14 protein-coding genes are annotated in these 19,256 nt (G+C 44.7%); 4 read left to right on the top strand and 10 right to left on the bottom strand.

Annotated features, from left to right (window positions below):
• Positions 1–429 precede the first annotated feature (429 nt).
• From QZ918_RS29950 to QZ918_RS29940, 3 genes are all read left to right on the top strand, one after another.
• On the top strand, positions 430–591 hold the full coding sequence (locus tag QZ918_RS29950; protein ID WP_293148295.1) for a hypothetical protein: 162 nt from the start codon (positions 430–432) through the stop codon (positions 589–591).
• Positions 592–873: 282 nt separating this feature from the next.
• A complete protein-coding gene (locus QZ918_RS29945) occupies positions 874–2,190 on the top strand; it encodes a homoserine dehydrogenase (protein ID WP_293148292.1) in 1,317 nt (438 codons plus the stop codon).
• 447 nt (positions 2,191–2,637) lie between these two features.
• Complete coding sequence (locus QZ918_RS29940; RefSeq protein ID WP_293341955.1) at positions 2,638–3,486, top strand: alpha/beta fold hydrolase; 849 nt, start codon at positions 2,638–2,640, stop codon at positions 3,484–3,486.
• Here the strand turns inward: QZ918_RS29940 and QZ918_RS29935 are convergent.
• The 7 genes from QZ918_RS29935 to QZ918_RS29905 form a co-directional block, all read right to left on the bottom strand.
• Positions 3,483–3,980: a hypothetical protein gene (locus QZ918_RS29935; protein ID WP_293341952.1), complete on the bottom strand. Its 498-nt coding sequence runs from the start codon at positions 3,978–3,980 to the stop codon at positions 3,483–3,485. The two genes, QZ918_RS29940 and QZ918_RS29935, sit on opposite strands and share 4 nt — an antisense overlap.
• Before the next feature lie 238 nt (positions 3,981–4,218).
• Positions 4,219–5,103, bottom strand: coding sequence for a PhzF family protein (locus tag QZ918_RS29930; protein WP_293341949.1), 885 nt, complete (start codon positions 5,101–5,103; stop codon positions 4,219–4,221).
• A gap of 79 nt (positions 5,104–5,182) precedes the next feature.
• Positions 5,183–6,730, bottom strand: coding sequence for an anthranilate synthase component I (gene trpE, locus QZ918_RS29925; protein ID WP_293341946.1), 1,548 nt, complete (start codon positions 6,728–6,730; stop codon positions 5,183–5,185).
• Between the two features lie 20 nt (positions 6,731–6,750).
• On the bottom strand, positions 6,751–7,311 hold the full coding sequence (locus QZ918_RS29920) for a hypothetical protein (RefSeq protein WP_293341943.1): 561 nt from the start codon (positions 7,309–7,311) through the stop codon (positions 6,751–6,753).
• The gene (locus QZ918_RS29915; protein ID WP_293341940.1) at positions 7,308–7,580 is read right to left on the bottom strand and encodes a GNAT family N-acetyltransferase; all 273 of its coding nucleotides are present in this window, start codon (positions 7,578–7,580) and stop codon (positions 7,308–7,310) included. Before QZ918_RS29915 ends, QZ918_RS29920 begins: the two co-directional genes overlap by 4 nt.
• 401 nt (positions 7,581–7,981) lie before the next feature.
• Entirely contained in the window at positions 7,982–8,407 is a 426-nt protein-coding gene (locus QZ918_RS29910) for a photosystem I reaction center subunit II PsaD (RefSeq protein ID WP_293148371.1), read from the bottom strand.
• Positions 8,408–8,719: 312 nt separating this feature from the next.
• Complete coding sequence (locus QZ918_RS29905; protein WP_293341937.1) at positions 8,720–9,220, bottom strand: peptidoglycan-binding domain-containing protein; 501 nt, start codon at positions 9,218–9,220, stop codon at positions 8,720–8,722.
• A gap of 967 nt (positions 9,221–10,187) precedes the next feature.
• On the opposite strand from QZ918_RS29905, the gene QZ918_RS29900 reads away from it, so the two are divergent.
• Positions 10,188–16,070: a trifunctional serine/threonine-protein kinase/ATP-binding protein/sensor histidine kinase gene (locus QZ918_RS29900; protein ID WP_293341934.1), complete on the top strand. Its 5,883-nt coding sequence runs from the start codon at positions 10,188–10,190 to the stop codon at positions 16,068–16,070.
• Positions 16,071–16,220: 150 nt separating this feature from the next.
• Here the strand turns inward: QZ918_RS29900 and QZ918_RS29895 are convergent, their stop codons facing one another.
• The 3 genes from QZ918_RS29895 to QZ918_RS29885 form a co-directional block, all read right to left on the bottom strand.
• Positions 16,221–18,215 carry a DICT sensory domain-containing protein gene (locus tag QZ918_RS29895; RefSeq protein WP_293341931.1) on the bottom strand — a complete coding sequence of 665 codons (1,995 nt, stop codon included), beginning with the start codon at positions 18,213–18,215 and terminating at the stop codon, positions 16,221–16,223.
• A 181-nt stretch (positions 18,216–18,396) separates the two neighbouring features.
• Positions 18,397–18,708, bottom strand: coding sequence for a DUF2973 domain-containing protein (locus tag QZ918_RS29890; protein WP_293148252.1), 312 nt, complete (start codon positions 18,706–18,708; stop codon positions 18,397–18,399).
• 158 nt (positions 18,709–18,866) lie between these two features.
• Positions 18,867–19,196, bottom strand: coding sequence for a DUF2605 domain-containing protein (locus QZ918_RS29885; protein WP_293148249.1), 330 nt, complete (start codon positions 19,194–19,196; stop codon positions 18,867–18,869).
• Between the last annotated feature and the right edge of the window lie 60 nt (positions 19,197–19,256).

Raw genomic sequence — 19,256 nt, 5'->3', positions numbered from 1 at the left:
GCAAAAAGTCTTCAAGATTAGCTATTTAATCTTCTACTTTTTGAGTTTTTGAGCAACTGCTTGCCTGAGCTTCAAAGGTGGCTACTTTTAGCTGCGCTCATTTTTTAGTCTAAACTACAGTCAAAATCATTGCTTTCATGACTTGTGCTGGGTTCAGGATTTCTTGGGTTCTTGTTCCTACTATGAAAGTTGGGCGTTGCTGATTTACGGTATGAAAGGCTAAATAGGTCTGTCATAGAAACCAGTATCCACAAAGGTTGTGGATTTTAAACTTATTTTTTTCATACCATGATTAAGCAACGCCGAAAGTTGAATTCTTCTACTAATTCCATCTCGTCTATAGCAATCCTAAATCATTTGTAAATTTCTTACTCCCTCCCCGAACTCGCGGGGAGGGTTGGGGTGGGTAAAAAACTTTACGACTCATTTATGACTGCTATATTAGAAGATTTAATTCGAGCAGAAGAAGCACATCTACAGCAGCTAGAACAGGAAAATGTGCAACTAGAACAGCAGGTTAATTCAGAAAGGCAGCGATCCGAAAGATTGGCGCAGCGGCTTCGAGAATTGGGAGAAAATATGGATACATAAATTTAAATGACCATGCAAAGCCTGATGTAAGGTCTGGATTAATTTGTGAGATCGTTGCTGAATATAACAATCACAATCATATTGGTTCGTAGTGAGGACTTTAGTCCTTTAATTATGAGGACTTTAGTCCTCACTACGAACTGTTTTTATTGCGAGTGATTGACTCGACACGATCTGATATAGAGTCTGACTTTTTAAAGAAGTCGGGTATCTGGGTATTCTATGAATGCGCTGTTATCATACAATGATTGTAGATTAAGTGATTTTCTACGGGTCAAAGTCGTGGCTTTCAAAATTGGTTTGCTAGGTTTGGGTACGGTTGGCGCGGGCACAGCAGAGATTTTGCTCTCCGCAGATGGGCGCCATCCGCTATTGCAGGAATTGGAAATCTATCGGGTGGGAGTGCGCGATATTTCTCGAACTCGGTCTTTACAATTGCCAGAAAATGTGCTGACAACTGACCTAGAGGCGATCGCCACTGACCCGGAAATTGATATTGTAGTAGAACTGATTGGCGGATTGGAACCGGCGCGATCGCTCATTCTGCAAGCTATCGACAACGGGAAGCACGTAGTCACCGCCAACAAAGCAGTTATCGCCCGCTACGGTAATGAAATTTTCGAGGCTGCTAACGCAAAAGGCGTTTATGTAATGCTAGAAGCTGCTGTGGGTGGCGGCATTCCGGTCATTCAAACCCTCAAACAATCTTTGGGTGCAAACCGCATCAAAAGTGTAACTGGTATCGTTAACGGCACAACTAATTACATCCTGACGCGGATGCAGAGTGAAGGCGCAGACTTTGGCGAAGTGCTCGCGGACGCTCAGCAATTAGGTTATGCTGAAGCTGACCCCACAGCAGATGTGGATGGATTAGATGCTGCTGATAAAATTGCTATTTTAGCTTCGTTAGCTTTTAGCGGACGCATCAATTTAGCAGATATTCACTGCGAAGGTATCAGGCAAGTTAGCGCGGCTGATATTGACTACGCCGACAAGCTGGGATTTACGATCAAATTGCTAGCTATTGCTCAAGAAACTAGCAAAATTTCCGAACATAATGGGGATGCAGAAGGGGAACTCCTCTCGATTCGGGTGCATCCTACTTTTGTGCCAAAAGCTCATCCGCTGGCGAGTGTGAACGGCGTTTACAATGCAATTTTAGTCGAAGGAGATGCGATCGGGCAATTGATGCTTTACGGTCGCGGTGCGGGGGCTGGGCCCACAGCCAGCGCGGTAGTATCCGACATTTTGAATGTGGCTGCTATCCTGAAAACCGAAACTGTGCCGATTCCCCATCCTTTGCTGAGTTGCACTCACCAACACTACTGCAAAATAGCAGAAATGCAGGAACTTGTGACTCGCTTTTACGCGCGTTTTCTGACGCGGGATACTCCGGGGGTAATTGGCAAACTTGGCACTTGTTTCGGCAACCACCAAGTGAGTTTGGAGTCAATTGTGCAAACGGGAATTCACGGCAATTTAGCAGAAATTGTTGTGGTGACTCACGATGTTCGGGAAGGTAATTTTCAACAAGCACTCGATGAAATTCGCGCGATGGAAGCAGTCGATAGTATTGCGAGCACGTTGCGAGTTTTGTAAAAGTTGATCGGTGCTGACGGGGTGGGTTTTACGAACCATAATTGCCAATTATCTACAATCTCGAAAACCCGCCCCAACCCAACCCAACCATAAATCATCATGTACCGGGTGCTTGTAGGGGCGGGTTCACAAACAATAATTGCTTGAAACAAACAATCTCGAAAACCCGCCCGAACCGAACCATAAATTATCATGTACATTTTCCGATGCGATGAAAATTCCGGGTAGACGTAGGTTATCGGTGGTGGGGGCGGGTTTATCTAGATTGTCGGTAATCGTTAGATATGGTTGGTGAACCCGCCCCTACAAAATATGGGTAAAGGTATTGTGCAAAAATACGTGGTTTCCCCCCACAAACAATCTAGAAGACCCTAAATCAGAATGACATAATTAGGTGATTAGTGCGTCCAGGACTTATGAAGAACATTTATATATTTGAGATTTGGAATGCCAACAAATTGGAATTTTGTCGATCGCCCTACAGGAAGGCACTTGCTAGATTCCCTCTACGAAAAGTTTGCCAAACCCCAACTCCACGATACTGAGGATCCCAGCAATCCGTCAATTTATGTTCGGCACGCAGAGGGTCAAGTTGTTGATGGAAATTATACCATAGAAAAAGTCTTTGAAGACTTTCGCACTGGTTTTTATGCTGAAAGTCGCCTTCCGGTTTCTGGGAATAATCCCCCCGTGCTCGTGATTCGCGGATACGGTTCGTGGTATCCTTTCGATCGCGTTTTGGAAGATACGCCCGATGTATTTATTGCAAAAGTACAACGCCAGTTAAAAGCGGCGGAAACTGTAGGCGCTATAGATTGGCTTAAACAGCAATTTCGCAGCGGAAATCCGGCGGATGTCATCGGAGAAAGTTTGGGCGGTAAAGTTGCTCAGCAAATTGTAGCAAAATACCCGGATTATATTCGCTCCACTGTAATTTTCAATTCTTTGGGCGTTGCGGAAAAGTTAGCTCAAACTTGTACCGCTAAGAATGTTTTCCACTACTTTACTTTAGGCGAAAGGTATGCTTTTTGGGCAAATGGAGGCGATTACATACCGGGAAGGATTTTTGTGATTTCCCAGAAAGGGAAAAACTGGTGGTATAAGATAGAAGAGGCGATCGTCCGAATGGCCGGTTTTGAAGGCAAGTTTCGCAAAAGGCGAGTCCTGGTGGTAATTTTGGCTCAGTGGCTGTTGTTAAATCGGCATAATGCGATCGTCCTCAACAAGAAAAAGCCGGTAGTCGTTGAGATCGATCGCGCGCAACTGCAAATTTTCCGCAAAAACCGCTTTACCTAAACCCCTACCAAAGCCTTTGATGCGCCCGGTGACTGGTTTTCCCGCGCTGCGACGGCGAGTACCAGACAAAGCGCTGCGATCGCTTTTTGCCACTCTTCCTTGACGGCGGTGGGTTGAGCCCCATCAAAGGCGCTAACTAACCGAGGAATCGATCGATCTAACGCAAGTCTTGGAATCGATTTGTGCATCTCAACTAAACGAGTTAAACTCTCTTGATTCTTTAGAAAACTGACTACCCATTGCGTAGCATGATCTGGACTATCTGGGACATTTTTAATTCCCAATTCTGTTTGCAACCAATCATAAAAAGCTGGGAGTTTTTGAGATAATACAGCCCCAGCAGTAGGCAAACTTTCTTTAAGCAAAGCAGTATCCAGACTTTCCAAGAGTTGATTGAATTCCGGTGAATCCAGCAAGCTGGTTAATGGAAGTGCAAGCAGGGCTTCGGAATCGTCAAGGGATAAATTTAAACTGCGCGAAAATGTTGGTAACATTGGAAGTATCTCAGAAAAATGATGCTTTCACTATGCCAGTAACCGACAGCAATGAATATGAGCTACCTCATATTAGCTGAATAGGTTCGTAGTCAGGATTATAGTCTACAACAAAGAAGGACTAAAGTCCTCACTACGAACCTATAGCTTAATCGTTCGTAGTGAGGACTTTAGTCCGCAACAAAGAAGGACTAAAGTCCTCACTACGAACCTATATAGGAAGCTATATTTGAATATTTTAAACAAATTCTCCTTTCGCCACCATCACCACTTTACCTCCCACCAAAACTTCTATTTCTTCCCGATTTTTTTGAGCTTTCAATAACAATAACGAAGGTCTACCAATCTCATAGCCCTGTTCGACTCTCACATCAATCTTTGATTCCCCACAATAAGCATATTGTACCAAATATCCAGCCAAACAGCCATTGGCACTCCCCGTCGCCGGATCTTCGGGAATTCCTAAGGAATAAGCGAAAACTCGGACGTTTAAATCATTAATGTCGCTGTAAGTTTCTGGGCAGAATATCAAAATTTCTTTGGCTTCTGTGGTATTAATTAGTTCAAAATATTTATCTAATTTGACTTGAGCTTTTTTGACGGCTGCGAGGGTTTTTAAAGGGACAATTATAAACGGTACTCCGGTAGAAACTTCTTGAATTGGGAAGTTTGTATCGATTTCATCGGATTGTAAATTTAGGACGTTGGCGAGAGTTTCGGTTGGCAAAACTTGACCGAATGTTGGCGGGTTTTGTCGCATCCATAAAATATCTGCGGATTCGTTGCGATAATTAAAGGTGACAGGAATTTGACCCACGGCTAAATTGAGAATTACCCGATCGACCTTTTCGCCAATTACCTCTTGCTGTAACACAAACGCCGTCCCCAGCGTCGGATGACCGGCAAACGGTAATTCCTTCTTGGGCGTGAAGATACGCACGTCATAGCCTTTATTTTGCGGTTCGGGCGATCGAATAAACGTGGTTTCCGAATAATTGATTTCCTTCGCAATCAGCAGCATTTCGGCCTCTGAGAGTTCCGCAACTCCCGCGCCACAAAATACAGCTAGCTGATTGCCAGCATATTTTGACTCGGCAAACACGTCAACTATATAAAAATTCATATTTCCCTCTTTTAAGATTTAGAACACCGGGCGATTGAAATCGCCGACTCTTATCGACACCGACAAGATTTTTGACTTGCTACTTCAAACAGCGAATAGCCTGCAACATACCCCGTGCTTTATTGAGAGTTTCTTCATACTCCATATCCGGGTTAGAATCCGCCACCAAACCAGCACCGGCTTGCACAGAAACCGAATGTTTGCCACCTCCCTGAGAACGAACAACCATAGTGCGAATTGTAATCGCACTATTCAACTGTCCCTCAAAATCATAATACCCGTAAACCCCAGAATACGGGCCGCGACGGCAACCTTCCAACTCGTGCACAATTTCCATCGCCCGAATTTTTGGAGCACCGCTAACCGTACCAGCAGGAAAACCAGCTTTTAGCAAATCCCAAGCTGTCTTATCTTCAGCCAATTCTCCGATTACATTGCTTACAATGTGCATGACGTGAGAATAACGCTCAATTTTCATTAATTCGTCAACTTTGACAGTACCGCTGCGGCAAACTCTGCCTAAATCGTTTCTGCCCAAATCGACTAACATGACGTGTTCCGCAATTTCCTTAGGATCTTGCAGTAATTCAGCAGCCAAAGCATCGTCTTGTTGGGGAGTTTGACCCCGGCGGCGCGTACCTGCAATCGGCCGCAAAGTTGCAATCCTTTTGCCGTCAACAGTATTTTCTGCCTTCACCATCACTTCTGGACTGGAACCGATAATCTGCCAATCTCCAAAATTGAAATATGCCATGTACGGAGAAGGATTGATCAGGCGCAAAGAGCGGTAAAGTGCAAAAGGATCGCCGCTATATTCTGCTTCCAACCGCTGCGAAATCACTACCTGAAAAATATCTCCGGCTTTGATACAATCCTTGGCTTTCAAGACATTTTCACAATACTTGTCGCGGGTGGTATTGCTGCTGTAAGCTAATTCTGTATTTTCACTGGTGGAACTGGCCTCTTGCCCGTAACTCGGCGGAGTCCATTCTATCAGAGTAGATTGTTGTGAAAGTGGCGATTTCAGTTTATCAACTAACTGAGAAACCCGATCGCATGCTGCCCCATAGGCCTCGGCTAAATCAACGCCAGTCTCGCGCAAATCCGCATAGGCGATCGCCCAAATTTTCCGCTTTACCTGGTCAAAAATCAGCAAATTATCAACCTGCATCCACAATCCATCTGGCAAATCATTCTCCCCCGCCGGATGCACTGGAACTCGCGGTTCAATCCACTTAATTAACTCGTAACCCCAAAAACCGAACAGCCCGCCTATTCCCGGCGGTAACTGCGGCAATTTCACCGGTTGATAAGATTGCAAACACTCAGTTAAAACCGCAAACGGATCGCCGGCAAAGACTTTTTGGGAACCGTCGCGGTAAACTTGAGTTGTGCGATCGCCCTGAGCCTTCAAAATCCACAGCGGATCGCACCCCAAGAAACTATAACGCCCAACCTTCTCCCCACCTTCCACCGACTCCAGCAGAAAACTGTAAGGTTGACCGGCGCAAACCCGATACCACGCAGACACAGGCGTATCCAAATCAGCCACCCATTCTTGATAAACGGGTACAAAATTGCCTTGTTTTGCCAGTTCGCAGAATTGTGAGAAATCGGGAAATATCATATACTCACTTTGCTATACAATCAATAAAGATAAGACGGAAAATAACATCCCACAGGCTGTTGATAGTCACCAATTGCCATCACCGCCAGTGGCTTGAGGGCGCGCAGCCCCTCTTGCAAACACCAGCGAAACAAACTTGCGTAACGCACCGGCAAGTAGAAAGAAATCTCTACTTCAGATCTCGACGCGGCCGCCCCCAACAGCAAAGCCTGCATATCAGCCTCAGTTTCTGCAACGCTGTGGCCCAAAGCCAACATCGAACAAGTATAAGCCGCAATCCGACCTTGTTTGCAAGCAACCCAAGCAGAAAGGTCATTCACGGCATACTCAAGATCCCTAGTTCGATCGCACCCGTATAATTCCTTGCACAAAGCCTCACTTTCGTCAACATCCTGACTTACCATTGGCCGCACCTCAACCCCAGACAGCGGCTGACTGCGAAACTTCCCCTTTAGCAACACCAAAGCTTCCTTCACCTCAAAACCCAGAGAAGCGTACAGCGACAGCGAGCCCATGTTGAAAGATTCTTGCAGCAAACGAATGCCTACAGCGTCCTGTCCCCGTTCCAGCAAGGCTTTCATGATTTCTCGCCCTGTGCCGCGGCCTTGAAAAGTGCGATGGCTACGCCCCGGCTTGCGCCTACGACACTGACTGGCCCAATACCGCGAATCGGGTTCCGTTCGTCCATAAAACCGCAGCCGACAACCGCACCCTCACTCTCGGCTACTATGCCAAAAAACGACGGACTTTCGATCGAAAGGCGAATCACCTCAGTTGAAAACTCTAGCGTCGGAAAATCTGTGTGTGTGAGGGAAGCAATGGCGATCGGAAATACCTTTAAAAGCTTCATAATTAATGCGAGCGCAAACATCGATATCAGAAATCTGCGATCGCCTGATTGCGACATTCATTTTTACTTTAACGATTAATTCTTAATTAGATGGGAAGTTGGCAGTATAGCTGAACCCTGCCCATTGCTGCCCAATTAACCCTAAAAACCTTTGTATTCTCGCTTTTATCCGAGTTCCGATCCCCCTCAATCCCCCTTAGGTCGGGGGAGGAAAGAGAATACTCTTATCCTCTCCTTAACAAGAGAGAGGAAAGAGAATACTCTTATCCTCTCCTTAACAAGAGAGAGGAAAGAGAATACTCTTGTCCCCCCCGACCTAAGGGGGGCTAGGGGGGATCAGTCTTAACTGAGTCCCAAATAAGCAATATTACTTATGTTTTGCTCAGCAATAGAGCGATCGCTTAAGGATCGTAGGTCTTCTTACCTGTGAACTTCACCTTGATCGGATTGGGATTGCTGCCAATATTGCGAGGAACACTACCATTAGCAACACGACCTTCGTTCACCTTCTCAGGGAACACGCCATCCTTGGGATGCAGGTACTCAGTAGAACCGTCAGGAAAAACGCGGTAAATTTTGTAGTTCGAGATTTTGAATTTCGCCCGCAGTTGCTGGCCGCCCAAAGCGATACACTGCTCCTTCCGGGGCAGATACAGCAAATTGTCGCCTTGACGCATAATTGCAGCGCCACCCGAAGGCATTTCAAACACTTGTTCCTTGGGGCTAGTCCAAGTGATAGCATACTTCTCTTCAACTAGCGCCTTGGTCAGCAAGCCGCCGGTGCTGCCGCCGAAGATGGGGGGTTGTCCAGTCAGTTCTTCTGCCATAGATATATCCAAAGGATTTTTACGGCATCCTATCATCGCCACTGTACCCTGTTCTCGAAATTGTAAGGAAAGTTAACAGTTTTTTGGCGATCGATCTTTTCTGATAATTGGGAATTAGTAATTAATAATTGATAATTTGTAATTTATACCAAACTTATAAAACAGAACTCTCTCTGCACAAATCCCGAAAAAATACCTCAAAAAAATGTAATGCTTTGGGTGCTGGTCGCGCACCCGAAGCATCGCACATTGCCCAATCCCTCACACGCGAGCGCACAGATCTGCCCATATATTACGGAGCAGCACCTAACCCTAAGTCAAGAACCAATTAGGGTCATAGCCACGCGGAATTTGACTCAAAGCAGTCCAAGTTTCTTGGTTGACAATCCCGTCGGCATCGATCCCAAAGCTTTTTTGAAATGCGCTAACAGCCCGATCCGTCAAAGTGGCAAATTGACCGTCAATAGAGCCCCGATAGTGCTGGGAAATGGTCAGAACTTCTTGAACAGTAGTGACTGCTTCCCCAGAACTGCCGAATTTAAGTACCGGCATATTCACAGGAGCTTCAGTATAAAGCGCTTCCCAAGTCAGCGGCCCGACAATGCCGTCCGGCGACAAGAAAACCCGATACTGAAACAGTTTCACCGCAAATTCAACTGATGAGTTAAAAATTCCTTTTACAGGCTGCCGGTAAACCCGCAACTTAGTTAACATTTGTTCTAGTTCCAATACCGCTTGACCTTGAGAACCTAATTGCAGTTGTGGCTTAGTAATAGCTTGTTGGGTAGATTTCATCTTGGTTGTAAATGACATATTGATTTTCCTCTAGGTTTGAGTATTCCGATCGCAAAAAAGTTTTTCCGGGCGAAATATGGGCATCCTCAACTTTTCACGAATCAACACTGACGCCCGCCCGTGTCTCAACAGATTCGATCGACTGCAAGCCCTCTCCAGACTTGTGGCCCTTCCGACTTAACGCTCCCAATATCCCGGTAGTGCTCTGCCGCCCAACCCTTTATTTTGCCTAAAAGCCGGGTTTAAGACGCAAGCACGTCCTGAATCTGCTTTGATACTTTCGATCCTAAGGCCCAACACCGCCAGGTTGCATCACCTGTAAAAGCTATCTCGCGGGGTGAGAGGGGTATAGCAGCGGAGGCGAGTTCTGCTTTGAAAACTTTGTAACTTTATTCCAGCCAGCGAACCAATATTTTCTTTAAAAACCGAGTTTTTACGCAAGTTTTGTTGATCTACATTACTAACTGCCTACAAAAATAGTTTATAGCTAAGTAATATCCACAGCCTGTACGATCAAATGATATTAAAGTCCTCGGTAATGTCCACAATATGTACCTACAATCATATTGATTGTGCAAGTGTAAAAACCAAGTGTTTCTGTGATTCTTTGTTATGTCCAGAAATCTCCCAATCCTGCAATTGCTTTGCCCAACGACCCGCGACCAGCTATTTATCTACGCCCTAACTTTTATTATTAAAATTTAATAAAGTCATTTACAATGATGGTGGGATGCTGTATGATTTCATTTAAAGGCTGTAACACTTCCACAATAAAAAAATCAAGGGTTGCAATTTCTCGGTCGCTAGACCTCTTAAAACAAATACCTGCTAAATACGTAAGTAATTTTTAAATTGTGCGATCGTTCGATACATCGATCCAACCTGCGGGTTTGTAAAGTAGCGATCGCCCGCCATTCATCAGAGTTTCGTATGTGCCATGCTCTAATTAGGCATTGATTATAAAATCAACTGGGAAATATGTACTATGCTGCCAGCTTCAGGAATTTCTGGTTACAACTTACAAGAGCTGATTCACCAAGGAACTAACACAGTTATTTATCGAGCCATATCGACAGCAGAAAAACAATTAGTCATTCTCAAAGTCTTAAACACCGACTGCCCGACCCTAGAACAGAGCGCCAGTTTAAAACACGAATATCAAATCACAAAACATATCGACTCAGAGTATGTCATCAAAGTCTATCGACTCGAAATCCATCCTTTTTGCTTAGTGTTAGTATTAGAAGATATCGGAGGGGTATCCCTGAAATATTGGATCGAAAACTTAGAACATCAACCAGAATTAGCCGAGTCCGAAACCGACAATCTAGAGGCGAATGCCACGCATTACCAATTATCGATTGCCGATTTTTTAAATATAGCCGTATCCTTGGCAAAAGCTTTAGTATTGCTGCATCAAAATCAAATTATACATAAAGACATTAAACCGGATAATATTATCATAAATCCCCAAACAAAGCAAGTAAAACTTGCTGATTTTAGCATCGCTTCGCGGTTGAGAAAAGAACAAACACACTCAAAAAATTCCGATCGCCTAGAAGGAACCCTGGCATATATGTCCCCCGAACAAACCGGGCGCATGAACCGTTCCATCGACTACCGCAGCGATTTCTACTCTCTCGGCGTCACCTTTTACGAATTGCTGACAGGACAATTACCATTTACCAGCAGTGACCCGTTAGAAATGGTACACTGTCACATAGCCAAACCACCAGTTCCCCTGCAACAACTCAACCCACAAATTCCCATAGTGTTGACCCAAATTGTGGCAAAACTCATGGCAAAAAATGCCGAACTTAGATATCAAACTGCTACAGGATTATTAGCAGATTTAGAACGCTGCCAAAATCAAATAAAGAATTCAGGGACAATTTCTAACTTTATTCCCGGACAACTAGATGCCCTGAGTCAGTTGTCAATTCCTCAGAAACTCTACGGACGAAACACAGAAATAGCGCAATTATTAGAAGTCTTCGATCGTGTCTGCAAAGGCAGCGGTGAAATTGTCCTAGTCAGTGGCTATTCCGGCATCGGTAAATCTGCATTAGTTCATGAGATTGTCCGTGATATAACGCAGCAGCGCGGCTATTTCATTTCCGGTAAATTCGACCAGTTTAAGCGGAATGTTCCCTACGCTTGTTTCACTCAAGCTATGGGTAACTTCGTGCAGCAAATTTTGATGGAAAGCCCAACTCAGCTAGTAGCATGGCGACAAAGACTACTCAACGCTTTGCAGAAAAATGCTCGAATTGCGATCGATGCTATCCCGGAGTTACAATTGATTTTGGGCGAACAACCTCCCGTACCCGAACTCGGTGCTATTGAATCTCAAAACCGCTTCAACGGAGTGATGAAGAAGTTTGTCCAAGCAATTGCAACAGCCGAACATCCTTTGGTAATCTTTCTCGATGACTGTCAGTGGATGGATGCTGGAAGTGTTAATTTGTATCAACACAAATGCACCGAAGAAAATCCTTACTTGCTGCTTATTCTTGCTTATCGAAATAGCGAAGTAAGTCCGAGCCATCCCTTTATGTTGGCAAATGAGGCAATGAGGGCCGCAGGAATTGCGATCGCCAATATTCACCTGGAACCCTTAGCAATTTATGAAGTAAATCGATTGGTTTCTGACAGCTTGAACTGTTCTCCTAGAAAGGTCGCATCCTTGGCACAATTGCTGCTCGAAAAAACTCACGGTAATCCTTTCTTTTTAAAGCAGTTATTGAAGTCATTGTCTCAAGAAAAATTTTTGATGTTTAATATGGAAATTGCCGAATGGGAATGGGATACCCAAGAAATTAAACAGCATAATATTTCGGAAAATGTGGTTGACTTAATGATTCATAAAATTCGACATTTGTCTGAACAAAGTCAGGCTATTTTACAATTAGCTGCTTGTATAAACAACGAATTTAGTTTGGATATATTATCAGTGGTGAGCGAACAATCTTTGACTCAAACAGCACAATATTTGTGGGAAGCGCTAGAAGTAGGGTTGATTTTGCCTGTAGATGACGCCTATCTAGTACCACAAGTATTTGAGCAATGGGAATTAGAAAAGTTTGCTCCAATAATTGGCAAAGTGCGCTACAAGTTTTTGCACGATCGGGTTCAACAAGCCGCTTATGTGATGATTCCTGAGTCGCAAAAACCATCCGTTCACTGGAAGCTGGGACGTTTGTTGTTGGAGGGGAGCAATGAAGCTGAACGTCAAGAACAGATTTTTGATATTGTCAATCATTTGAACTTTGCTCGCGGATTTATTGCTAATCCTGAAGAACTTTATGAATTAGCACAATTAAATTTACAAGCAGGTAAAACTGCTAAAGCTGCTTCGGCTTTTGAAGATGCGCTTACTTTTTTCCAAGCTGGGTGCGACTGTTTGCCTGTCTCAAGTTGGCAAGATAATTATAGCTTGAGTTTCGCGCTAAATTTAGAGCTGGGTGAAGCAGAATATTTAAATAGCAACAATGATGCAGCTTTAGCAATTTTTGACTGGATTCTGACCAAAACTCATACTTTGTTAGAACAGTGTGCGATCGCAGAATTGCAAATAACTTGTCTGCGGATGAAGAATGACTTATCTGCCGCTTATCAGTTAGGGATTGAAACGTTAAATTCTTTGGGGGTTGAGATTGAACCTTACCCGGATGATGAATTTCTAGCCCGAGAATTAGCAGAGACGAAGAGGGCGATCGGGCGATCGATCGATATATTAGCAGATTTACCAGAACTTACCGATCCGCTACAACTGGCCGCTCATCGAATTTTAAAAGAACTTTTCCCGATCGCCTATTTTACCAGTCCCAACGCTCAATATCTCTGCGCGATGAAGTTTGTACAAACGAGCATTCTGTACGGAAATTCACCATTTTCCGCCTTTGGTTACACTTTGTATGCCTTTACTTTGGTCAACAAATATCGCGAAATCAAGGCGGGCTGCGCCGCCGGAGAACTCTCGCTCAATCTCTACGAACGCTGTGACAATAAAGAGTTAGGTACTTGTATTTTTCATATGTGGGGGGCATTAACTTTACATTATATGAAATATATCGATGAGTGCAAGCCTTTTATGCTAAAAGCTTTCAAGAGCGGTTTAGAAACAGGTAGTTATCAATGGTCGGGATATGCTTCGATTAATTATCTATGGGTCTGCTTTTTTGGCAACGAGTCTTTGACCAAAGCTACAGAAATTGCCGATCAATTTATTCCAGCGCTCTCAAAGGTCGATCGCAATATGCTAGCTTATCACTTGCTGACCAAAAATGCGATCGCCCAACTGACTAGCTCACCAGAAACCTACCCAGAGCCGGAAACCTTCATCGACGAACACCAGCTTTTAGAATTTGCCAAATCCTCAGCCGATCTTACCACTACTTTTGTCATCTATCTTTACAAGCTCACCCATGCTAATTGGTTTGGCGAAATCGATCGCGCCTTAGAATATGCTCTCTTCGGCGCGGAATTTTTGAAAGGCGGTGCCGGTCATTTTGTCAACCCGGTTTTTCGGTTCCATCACGCGATCGCCCTAGCTGCTGGTTGCACAAACGCCAATAATACAGACTACAAACTATACCGAAAACAGCTCAATATTAGTCTGGAGAATTTTCGAGATTTGGCAGAACACTGTCCTGCAAATTATCTGCACAAATATTCATTAATTCAGGCAGAAATCGCGAGGTTGTCAGGAGACAGCCATACAGCAGCACAACATTATGATTGGGCGATCGCCTCCGCCCTCAAAAATGGCTTCGTCCAAAATGCTGCCCTAGCCAATGAATTAGCTGCCAGATTTTACATAACACAAAATCGTGCCAATCTCGCCAAAATTTATCTCAATGATGCCCGTTTTTGCTATGTCGAGTGGGGTGCAACCGCCAAAGTTCATCAACTAGAACAATCTCATCCAGATTGGTTTAACAAAATCAGCGACGATCGGATCGCTATAAATACAACTGCGACTACCGCCACTGATGCCAATATTTTTGATTTGAAAACAGTAATCAAAGCTTCTCAGGCTATTTCTAGCGAAATCGTCTTAGAAAAATTGTTAAAAAAACTGCTGCATATTATTTTAGAAAATGCAGGCGCTCAAACCGGGTGTATTCTTTTGGAACGAGACGGATACTTGTTCGTTGAAGTGTCGGATAGCGACCCGCAGAATTATGCAATATTTGAAGAATTGCAGCCAGTCAAAAATAACTACAAAGTCCCTCTTTCTATCGTCAATTATGTAGCAAGAACTCAGGAACCTCTGGTACTAATCGATGCAACTAAAGAAACACTTTACCAATTCGATACATACATTCAGCATCAGCAACCGAAGTCAGTTTTGTGCGCGCCAATTGTCTATCAAGGAAAGTCAATCGGTATAGTTTATCTAGAAAATAACTTGGTCGCTGGAGCCTTCACTGACGAAGGTTTGACACTTTTGGAAATGTTGACCGCACAAGCAGCAATTGCTATTGCAAATGCGCGTTCCTACGCTAGCGAACAAGATAAATCCCGCCAGTTAGCTGAATCGCTACAAAACTTGCAACAATCTCAAGCCGAACTCGCTCAAAAAGAAGAGGAGTACCGCAGTATTTTTGAAAGTGTAGCAGACGGACTTAATTTAATAGACTTGGAAACAGGAAAATTCGTCGCAGTAAATCCTGTAGTCTGCGAAATGTACGGTTATTCTGTGGAGGAATTCTTGAGCTTAAGTCCTTTAGATCTCCTGCACCCAAAGTGCCTACATTTATTCGATGAGTTTATGACAACCGTTAGCTTGCACCAAGAATTTTATTGTGAAGCTGTCGTGCTGCGAAAAGACGGTACAGAATTCGATATTGAGGTAAGAGCAAAGTTTTTTGAATACAGAGGGAAACCCCACGCTTTGTCAATCATTCGCGATATCAGCCAGCGCAAAGCAGCGGAACAAGCTTTACAAACATCAGAAGCTCAACTGAGAGAGAAAGCTAAAAATTTAGAAGCCATATTGATCGAACTGCAACAAACTCAAGCACAATTAGTTCAAACTGAAAAAATCTCGCAACTCGGACAACTGGTAGCTGGAGTAGCCCACGAAGTTAACAATCCTATTGGCTTTATTTCTGGGAACTTGCACCACGTTCAACAATATATTGGTGATTTAATTAACTTGGTGAATATTTATCAAGAAAACTTTCCAGAACCGGGAGCAGAAATTGAACAGGAAATTGCATCGATCGATCTAGAATATCTATTAGCCGACTTGCCCAAAACTACGGCCTCCATGAAGATGGGAATCGATCGCATCCGCGACATTATGCAATCTCTGCGGAACTATTCCCGTAGCGACAGTCAGGAAAAAAGAGCAGTTGACATCCACGAAGGCATTGAAACTACTTTAATGATTTTATCTCACCGCCTCAAGGCGAAGCAGAACAGACCGGCAATTAAAATCATTAAACATTACGGTGAGTTGCCCATATTAAAATGCCATCCCGGGCAAATCAATCAAGTATTTATGAATTTGATTGCTAATGCGATCGATGCTGTAGAAGAATCCAACGCGGGCAAAACCTACGCAGAAATTGAACAAAATCCCAATATAATTATGATTTCTACGGTGGGTGTTTGCCAGCAAGAACCGGAAATCATCGACACAATTGTGATTCAGATTGCTGACAATGGAATGGGAATGCCGGAATCAGTCAGAGAAAAAATGTTTGCGCCATTTTTTACAACTAAAGCAGAAGGTAAAGGTACGGGATTGGGACTGTCTATTTGCCATCAGATAGTGACTGAAATACATGGGGGAACTTTGGAATGTTTGTCTTCGGTAGGAGGTGGAACAGAGTTTGTGATTAGTCTTCCGATTTAGGGGAGTCATGGGGCATGGGGCATGGGGCATGGGGCATGGGGCATTGGTCATTAGTCATTAGATCGGACGGCGGTTGAAACCGCGTCTACACAAACGAAACCTGCCTCCGCAGGTTGAAGAGCGGATGTAGGGTTTCAACCGCCCGGTCTTCTAAACAATTGGAATAGTAAAATGAAATTCGCTTCCTCGGTCTTTTCCTGGGGAATCTACCCAAATTTTACCGCCCCAGCCGGCAACAATTTGCTTGCAAATTGCTAATCCCAAACCGGTGCCGCCGGCGCTGCGCCGCAATGCTCCTTCTTCTTGATAAAATCGATCGAACACTACTTTCAAACTATTCGCCTCTATTCCCCGCCCTGTATCGGCTACGAGCACTTCCACCATGCGAGAACCGTTGAAGACAGCGCGCACTGTGACGCTTCCCTGGGGTGTGGTGAATTTGCAGGCGTTGTCTAGGAGTTTGGACAGTACCTCCACTAACCATTCGCCGTCTGCTTGCACTAATGGCAATTCTGCGGACACTTCGGCGATAATTTGTGGTAACTGTCGATCGACTCCGCCGCGCGATCGCACGCTGCTGAGGGCCAAGTCAACGCATTCTTGCAGCGTCAGCGATTCTACATTCCATTTAACTCGCCCGCTTTCTAAGTGAGAAAGTGTTAAGAAATCCTGGACGAGTTTCCGCATTCGATCGGCATCTCCGAGGGCTGTTTCTAACATGATTTGCCGCAATTCTTGGGGCATATCTGGCTCGGAGTTTAAACTTTCTAGACACACTTGAATGGTAGAAAGTGGGGTGCGGAGTTCGTGGCCTGTGATGGCAATTAGATTGCTGCGAGTGCGGTCTAATGCTTCTAATTGTTGGTTGAGTTCTTCTAAGTGAGCGTAGGTTTCGGCTTGAATTAAGGCTGCTCCGAGTTGGGTGGCGATCGCCTCTACGAGAGCAATTTCGTCTTCTTCCCAAGGCGAAGTCGATCGGCATTGGTGCATTTCCACCATGCCCAACACCCGCCCCTGATAAAGCACCGGCACCATTAACCAAGAGACAATCTGCCAATTTTTGACAATTTCGCCCAGGGATTTTGTATTGACAATCAGCGGGTGTTGTGCTGTCTCTTGGATGTAAACTCGCTCTTGCCGCCCTACCGCGTCCCGAAATATGGGATTTTCCTGCAACTGCCAAGTCTGGTTTAGGACAGAAGTAGCGCCGGCACGCAAAAATTCCCGATCGATTTTGACGGCAATATCTGTCGCCTTGCAGCGATAAATCAAACAGCGGCTTGCTGATAGGGCGGTTCCCAATTCTTGTACTGCGACTTCGACAATTTCTTGCGGGTTGAGAGACTGCCGCATGGCGGTGGTAATTAAGTTTACCAGGCGTTCTTTGCGTTCTTGGGCGGCGATCGCGCTGTATGCTTTCAGCAGTTTGTGCTGCCCTGCTTGCAAGTAGGTGACTAAGCGTTCGGCAAAAGCGTCGCTCAATTTGGGATTGGGAATTCTTGAGTCTTTTGGCGCTCTTTTCGCTGGTTTTGTGGTTTTGTCTGCGGCGGATTTCCGCGTTTTTTTGGGTTTTTTGCCCAGATTGTAAGTTGTGCGCGCTCGATCGATCTTTTCGGCCAATTCCGGGCGATATTTGAGAATTTTATCGAGCAACAATTCGGCAGCTTTGCAGCTTACCTCTCTGTCGAATGTCCAAATTCCTTCAAATCGACGAGCTTGATCCATCAACAGCGGGCTGCGCTCGTCCTGGTTGTCGATCGGCACAATTTTTTCTTGACAAATCAGGCAAGTTGAGTAATGTTGCCCAACTACCACTAAGTGCCACTCTTGACTTAATGTGTCCTCCGGTGCAAACGCCACAGTTTCGTGATGTTCCGAGGAATTTTTAAACTCTGTTTCCGGTGATGACAGCACATATACCTGAGAAGATCGATCGGCAATGCGTCGATAGCGGTGAGCTTCTTGGCGGTAGAAGCGCTCTCGCTGAAAGCTGGCAATAACTAGGGGTTCGTCGTCGGAACCCGCCAAAACCAAGTCTTCCATCGCGTGAGACAGCGCTGTCATGGAAGATTTGAAATAAATTTGTGCCCGCAGTTGGGGCAAAGCTTGCAGAAGTTCTGCTAGTAGCGAAATTGGGACGAGCATCTAGCCTTAAACGTGCATTTTTGCCGATGACAAAACAGGAGCGATCGACAGTCAGTTGAGATCGATCCCTTTTAAGTATCTCTCAAAACTAACTACAAATTGGCCGTTAGCGAGAAACTAACGGCCAATTATTTTTTTAGGGCGATCGCCCGTAAGTATAAATGCTGCGAACGCGATCGAATCAGGCTAGTTCGCCGCCTTCGTCACTGCCGCCGGGAGATGATTTGTAAAGAGCATCTAATTGTTCGCGTGCGTCTTGGACAGTCAGCGAACGCATCACTAATAGCGGTTCGTTGACAATATTTCCGTATTCGTCTAACAGTTCTGGATGGGGTACGGCTTGAGAGCGAGGATAGGATGCGTAGCGATTATTTGCCCTGAATTGTTGGGGGCGCTGGGACTCCATACCTACGGTGACTAGACTGCGGATTAAGTTACTGACGGCCAAAAAGGCAAGAACGGTGAAAGCTAAAATATAAAGCAGGTGTAACATTATTTTCTCCTCCGGGCTCTGATAGCCACACAGCAATTTACAAAAGTGTTTCAGCAAGTAATTACTTATTAACTGGAAATCTGTTTGAGCTTGTCAAGTGGACGCGACATTTCCCAAGGTTGGGAATTTGACTGCGGGTTGAACTTGAACTTGCCTTTTTATTTTCCAGGGCGAGCTGACTGCTCTTTCCGAAAGCGCGCCGATACTTGCCAGCATTCGGCGAGCAGTCTATGCCACGGCATGAGTGCTGCGGTTTCAATTGCAACTTGCCCTCCGGTTGCTTGAAATAGAGCTTTAGCAGCCACTAATTCTTGCTGAGCCTGTTTGACTCGTGCCAGCAAGTCGGATTGATCGTCGCCGCTCAGAAAATGAATTTCCTCAGTTTCTAAGAGAGTAGCCGATCGCTCGAACCAGTATTTAAAATCCTCTAACAGCGGTTCCAGTAGGGATTTGAGCAATTCTGATTCTGGCAAATTGGAATTAAGCATGGATTAAAATTGGGTTATTTATTTATTCTAACCTTAAACGCGCTTTACAAATTGTAACAT

This window comes from Microcoleus sp. CAWBG58 (genome assembly GCF_020883045.1).
GTDB lineage: Bacteria > Cyanobacteriota > Cyanobacteriia > Cyanobacteriales > Microcoleaceae > Microcoleus.
Note: the sequence above shows the minus strand (reverse complement) of the source record. Positions and strands in the feature narration are given on the sequence as shown.

Bases quoted from the DNA above. Each gene is read 5' to 3' on its own strand.
- QZ918_RS29950 (WP_293148295.1), top strand. From the start codon at position 430: ATGACTGCTATATTAGAAGATTTAATTCGAGCAGAAGAAGCACATCTA.
- QZ918_RS29940 (WP_293341955.1), top strand. From the start codon at position 2,638: ATGCCAACAAATTGGAATTTTGTCGATCGCCCTACAGGAAGGCACTTG.
- QZ918_RS29935 (WP_293341952.1), bottom strand. From the start codon at position 3,980: ATGTTACCAACATTTTCGCGCAGTTTAAATTTATCCCTTGACGATTCC.
- QZ918_RS29930 (WP_293341949.1), bottom strand. From the start codon at position 5,103: ATGAATTTTTATATAGTTGACGTGTTTGCCGAGTCAAAATATGCTGGC.
- trpE (WP_293341946.1), bottom strand. From the start codon at position 6,730: ATGATATTTCCCGATTTCTCACAATTCTGCGAACTGGCAAAACAAGGC.
- QZ918_RS29920 (WP_293341943.1), bottom strand. From the start codon at position 7,311: ATGAAAGCCTTGCTGGAACGGGGACAGGACGCTGTAGGCATTCGTTTG.
- QZ918_RS29915 (WP_293341940.1), bottom strand. From the start codon at position 7,580: ATGAAGCTTTTAAAGGTATTTCCGATCGCCATTGCTTCCCTCACACAC.
- QZ918_RS29910 (WP_293148371.1), bottom strand. From the start codon at position 8,407: ATGGCAGAAGAACTGACTGGACAACCCCCCATCTTCGGCGGCAGCACC.
- QZ918_RS29905 (WP_293341937.1), bottom strand. From the start codon at position 9,220: ATGTCATTTACAACCAAGATGAAATCTACCCAACAAGCTATTACTAAG.
- QZ918_RS29900 (WP_293341934.1), top strand. From the start codon at position 10,188: ATGCTGCCAGCTTCAGGAATTTCTGGTTACAACTTACAAGAGCTGATT.
- QZ918_RS29895 (WP_293341931.1), bottom strand. From the start codon at position 18,215: ATGCTCGTCCCAATTTCGCTACTAGCAGAACTTCTGCAAGCTTTGCCC.
- QZ918_RS29890 (WP_293148252.1), bottom strand. From the start codon at position 18,708: ATGTTACACCTGCTTTATATTTTAGCTTTCACCGTTCTTGCCTTTTTG.
- QZ918_RS29885 (WP_293148249.1), bottom strand. From the start codon at position 19,196: ATGCTTAATTCCAATTTGCCAGAATCAGAATTGCTCAAATCCCTACTG.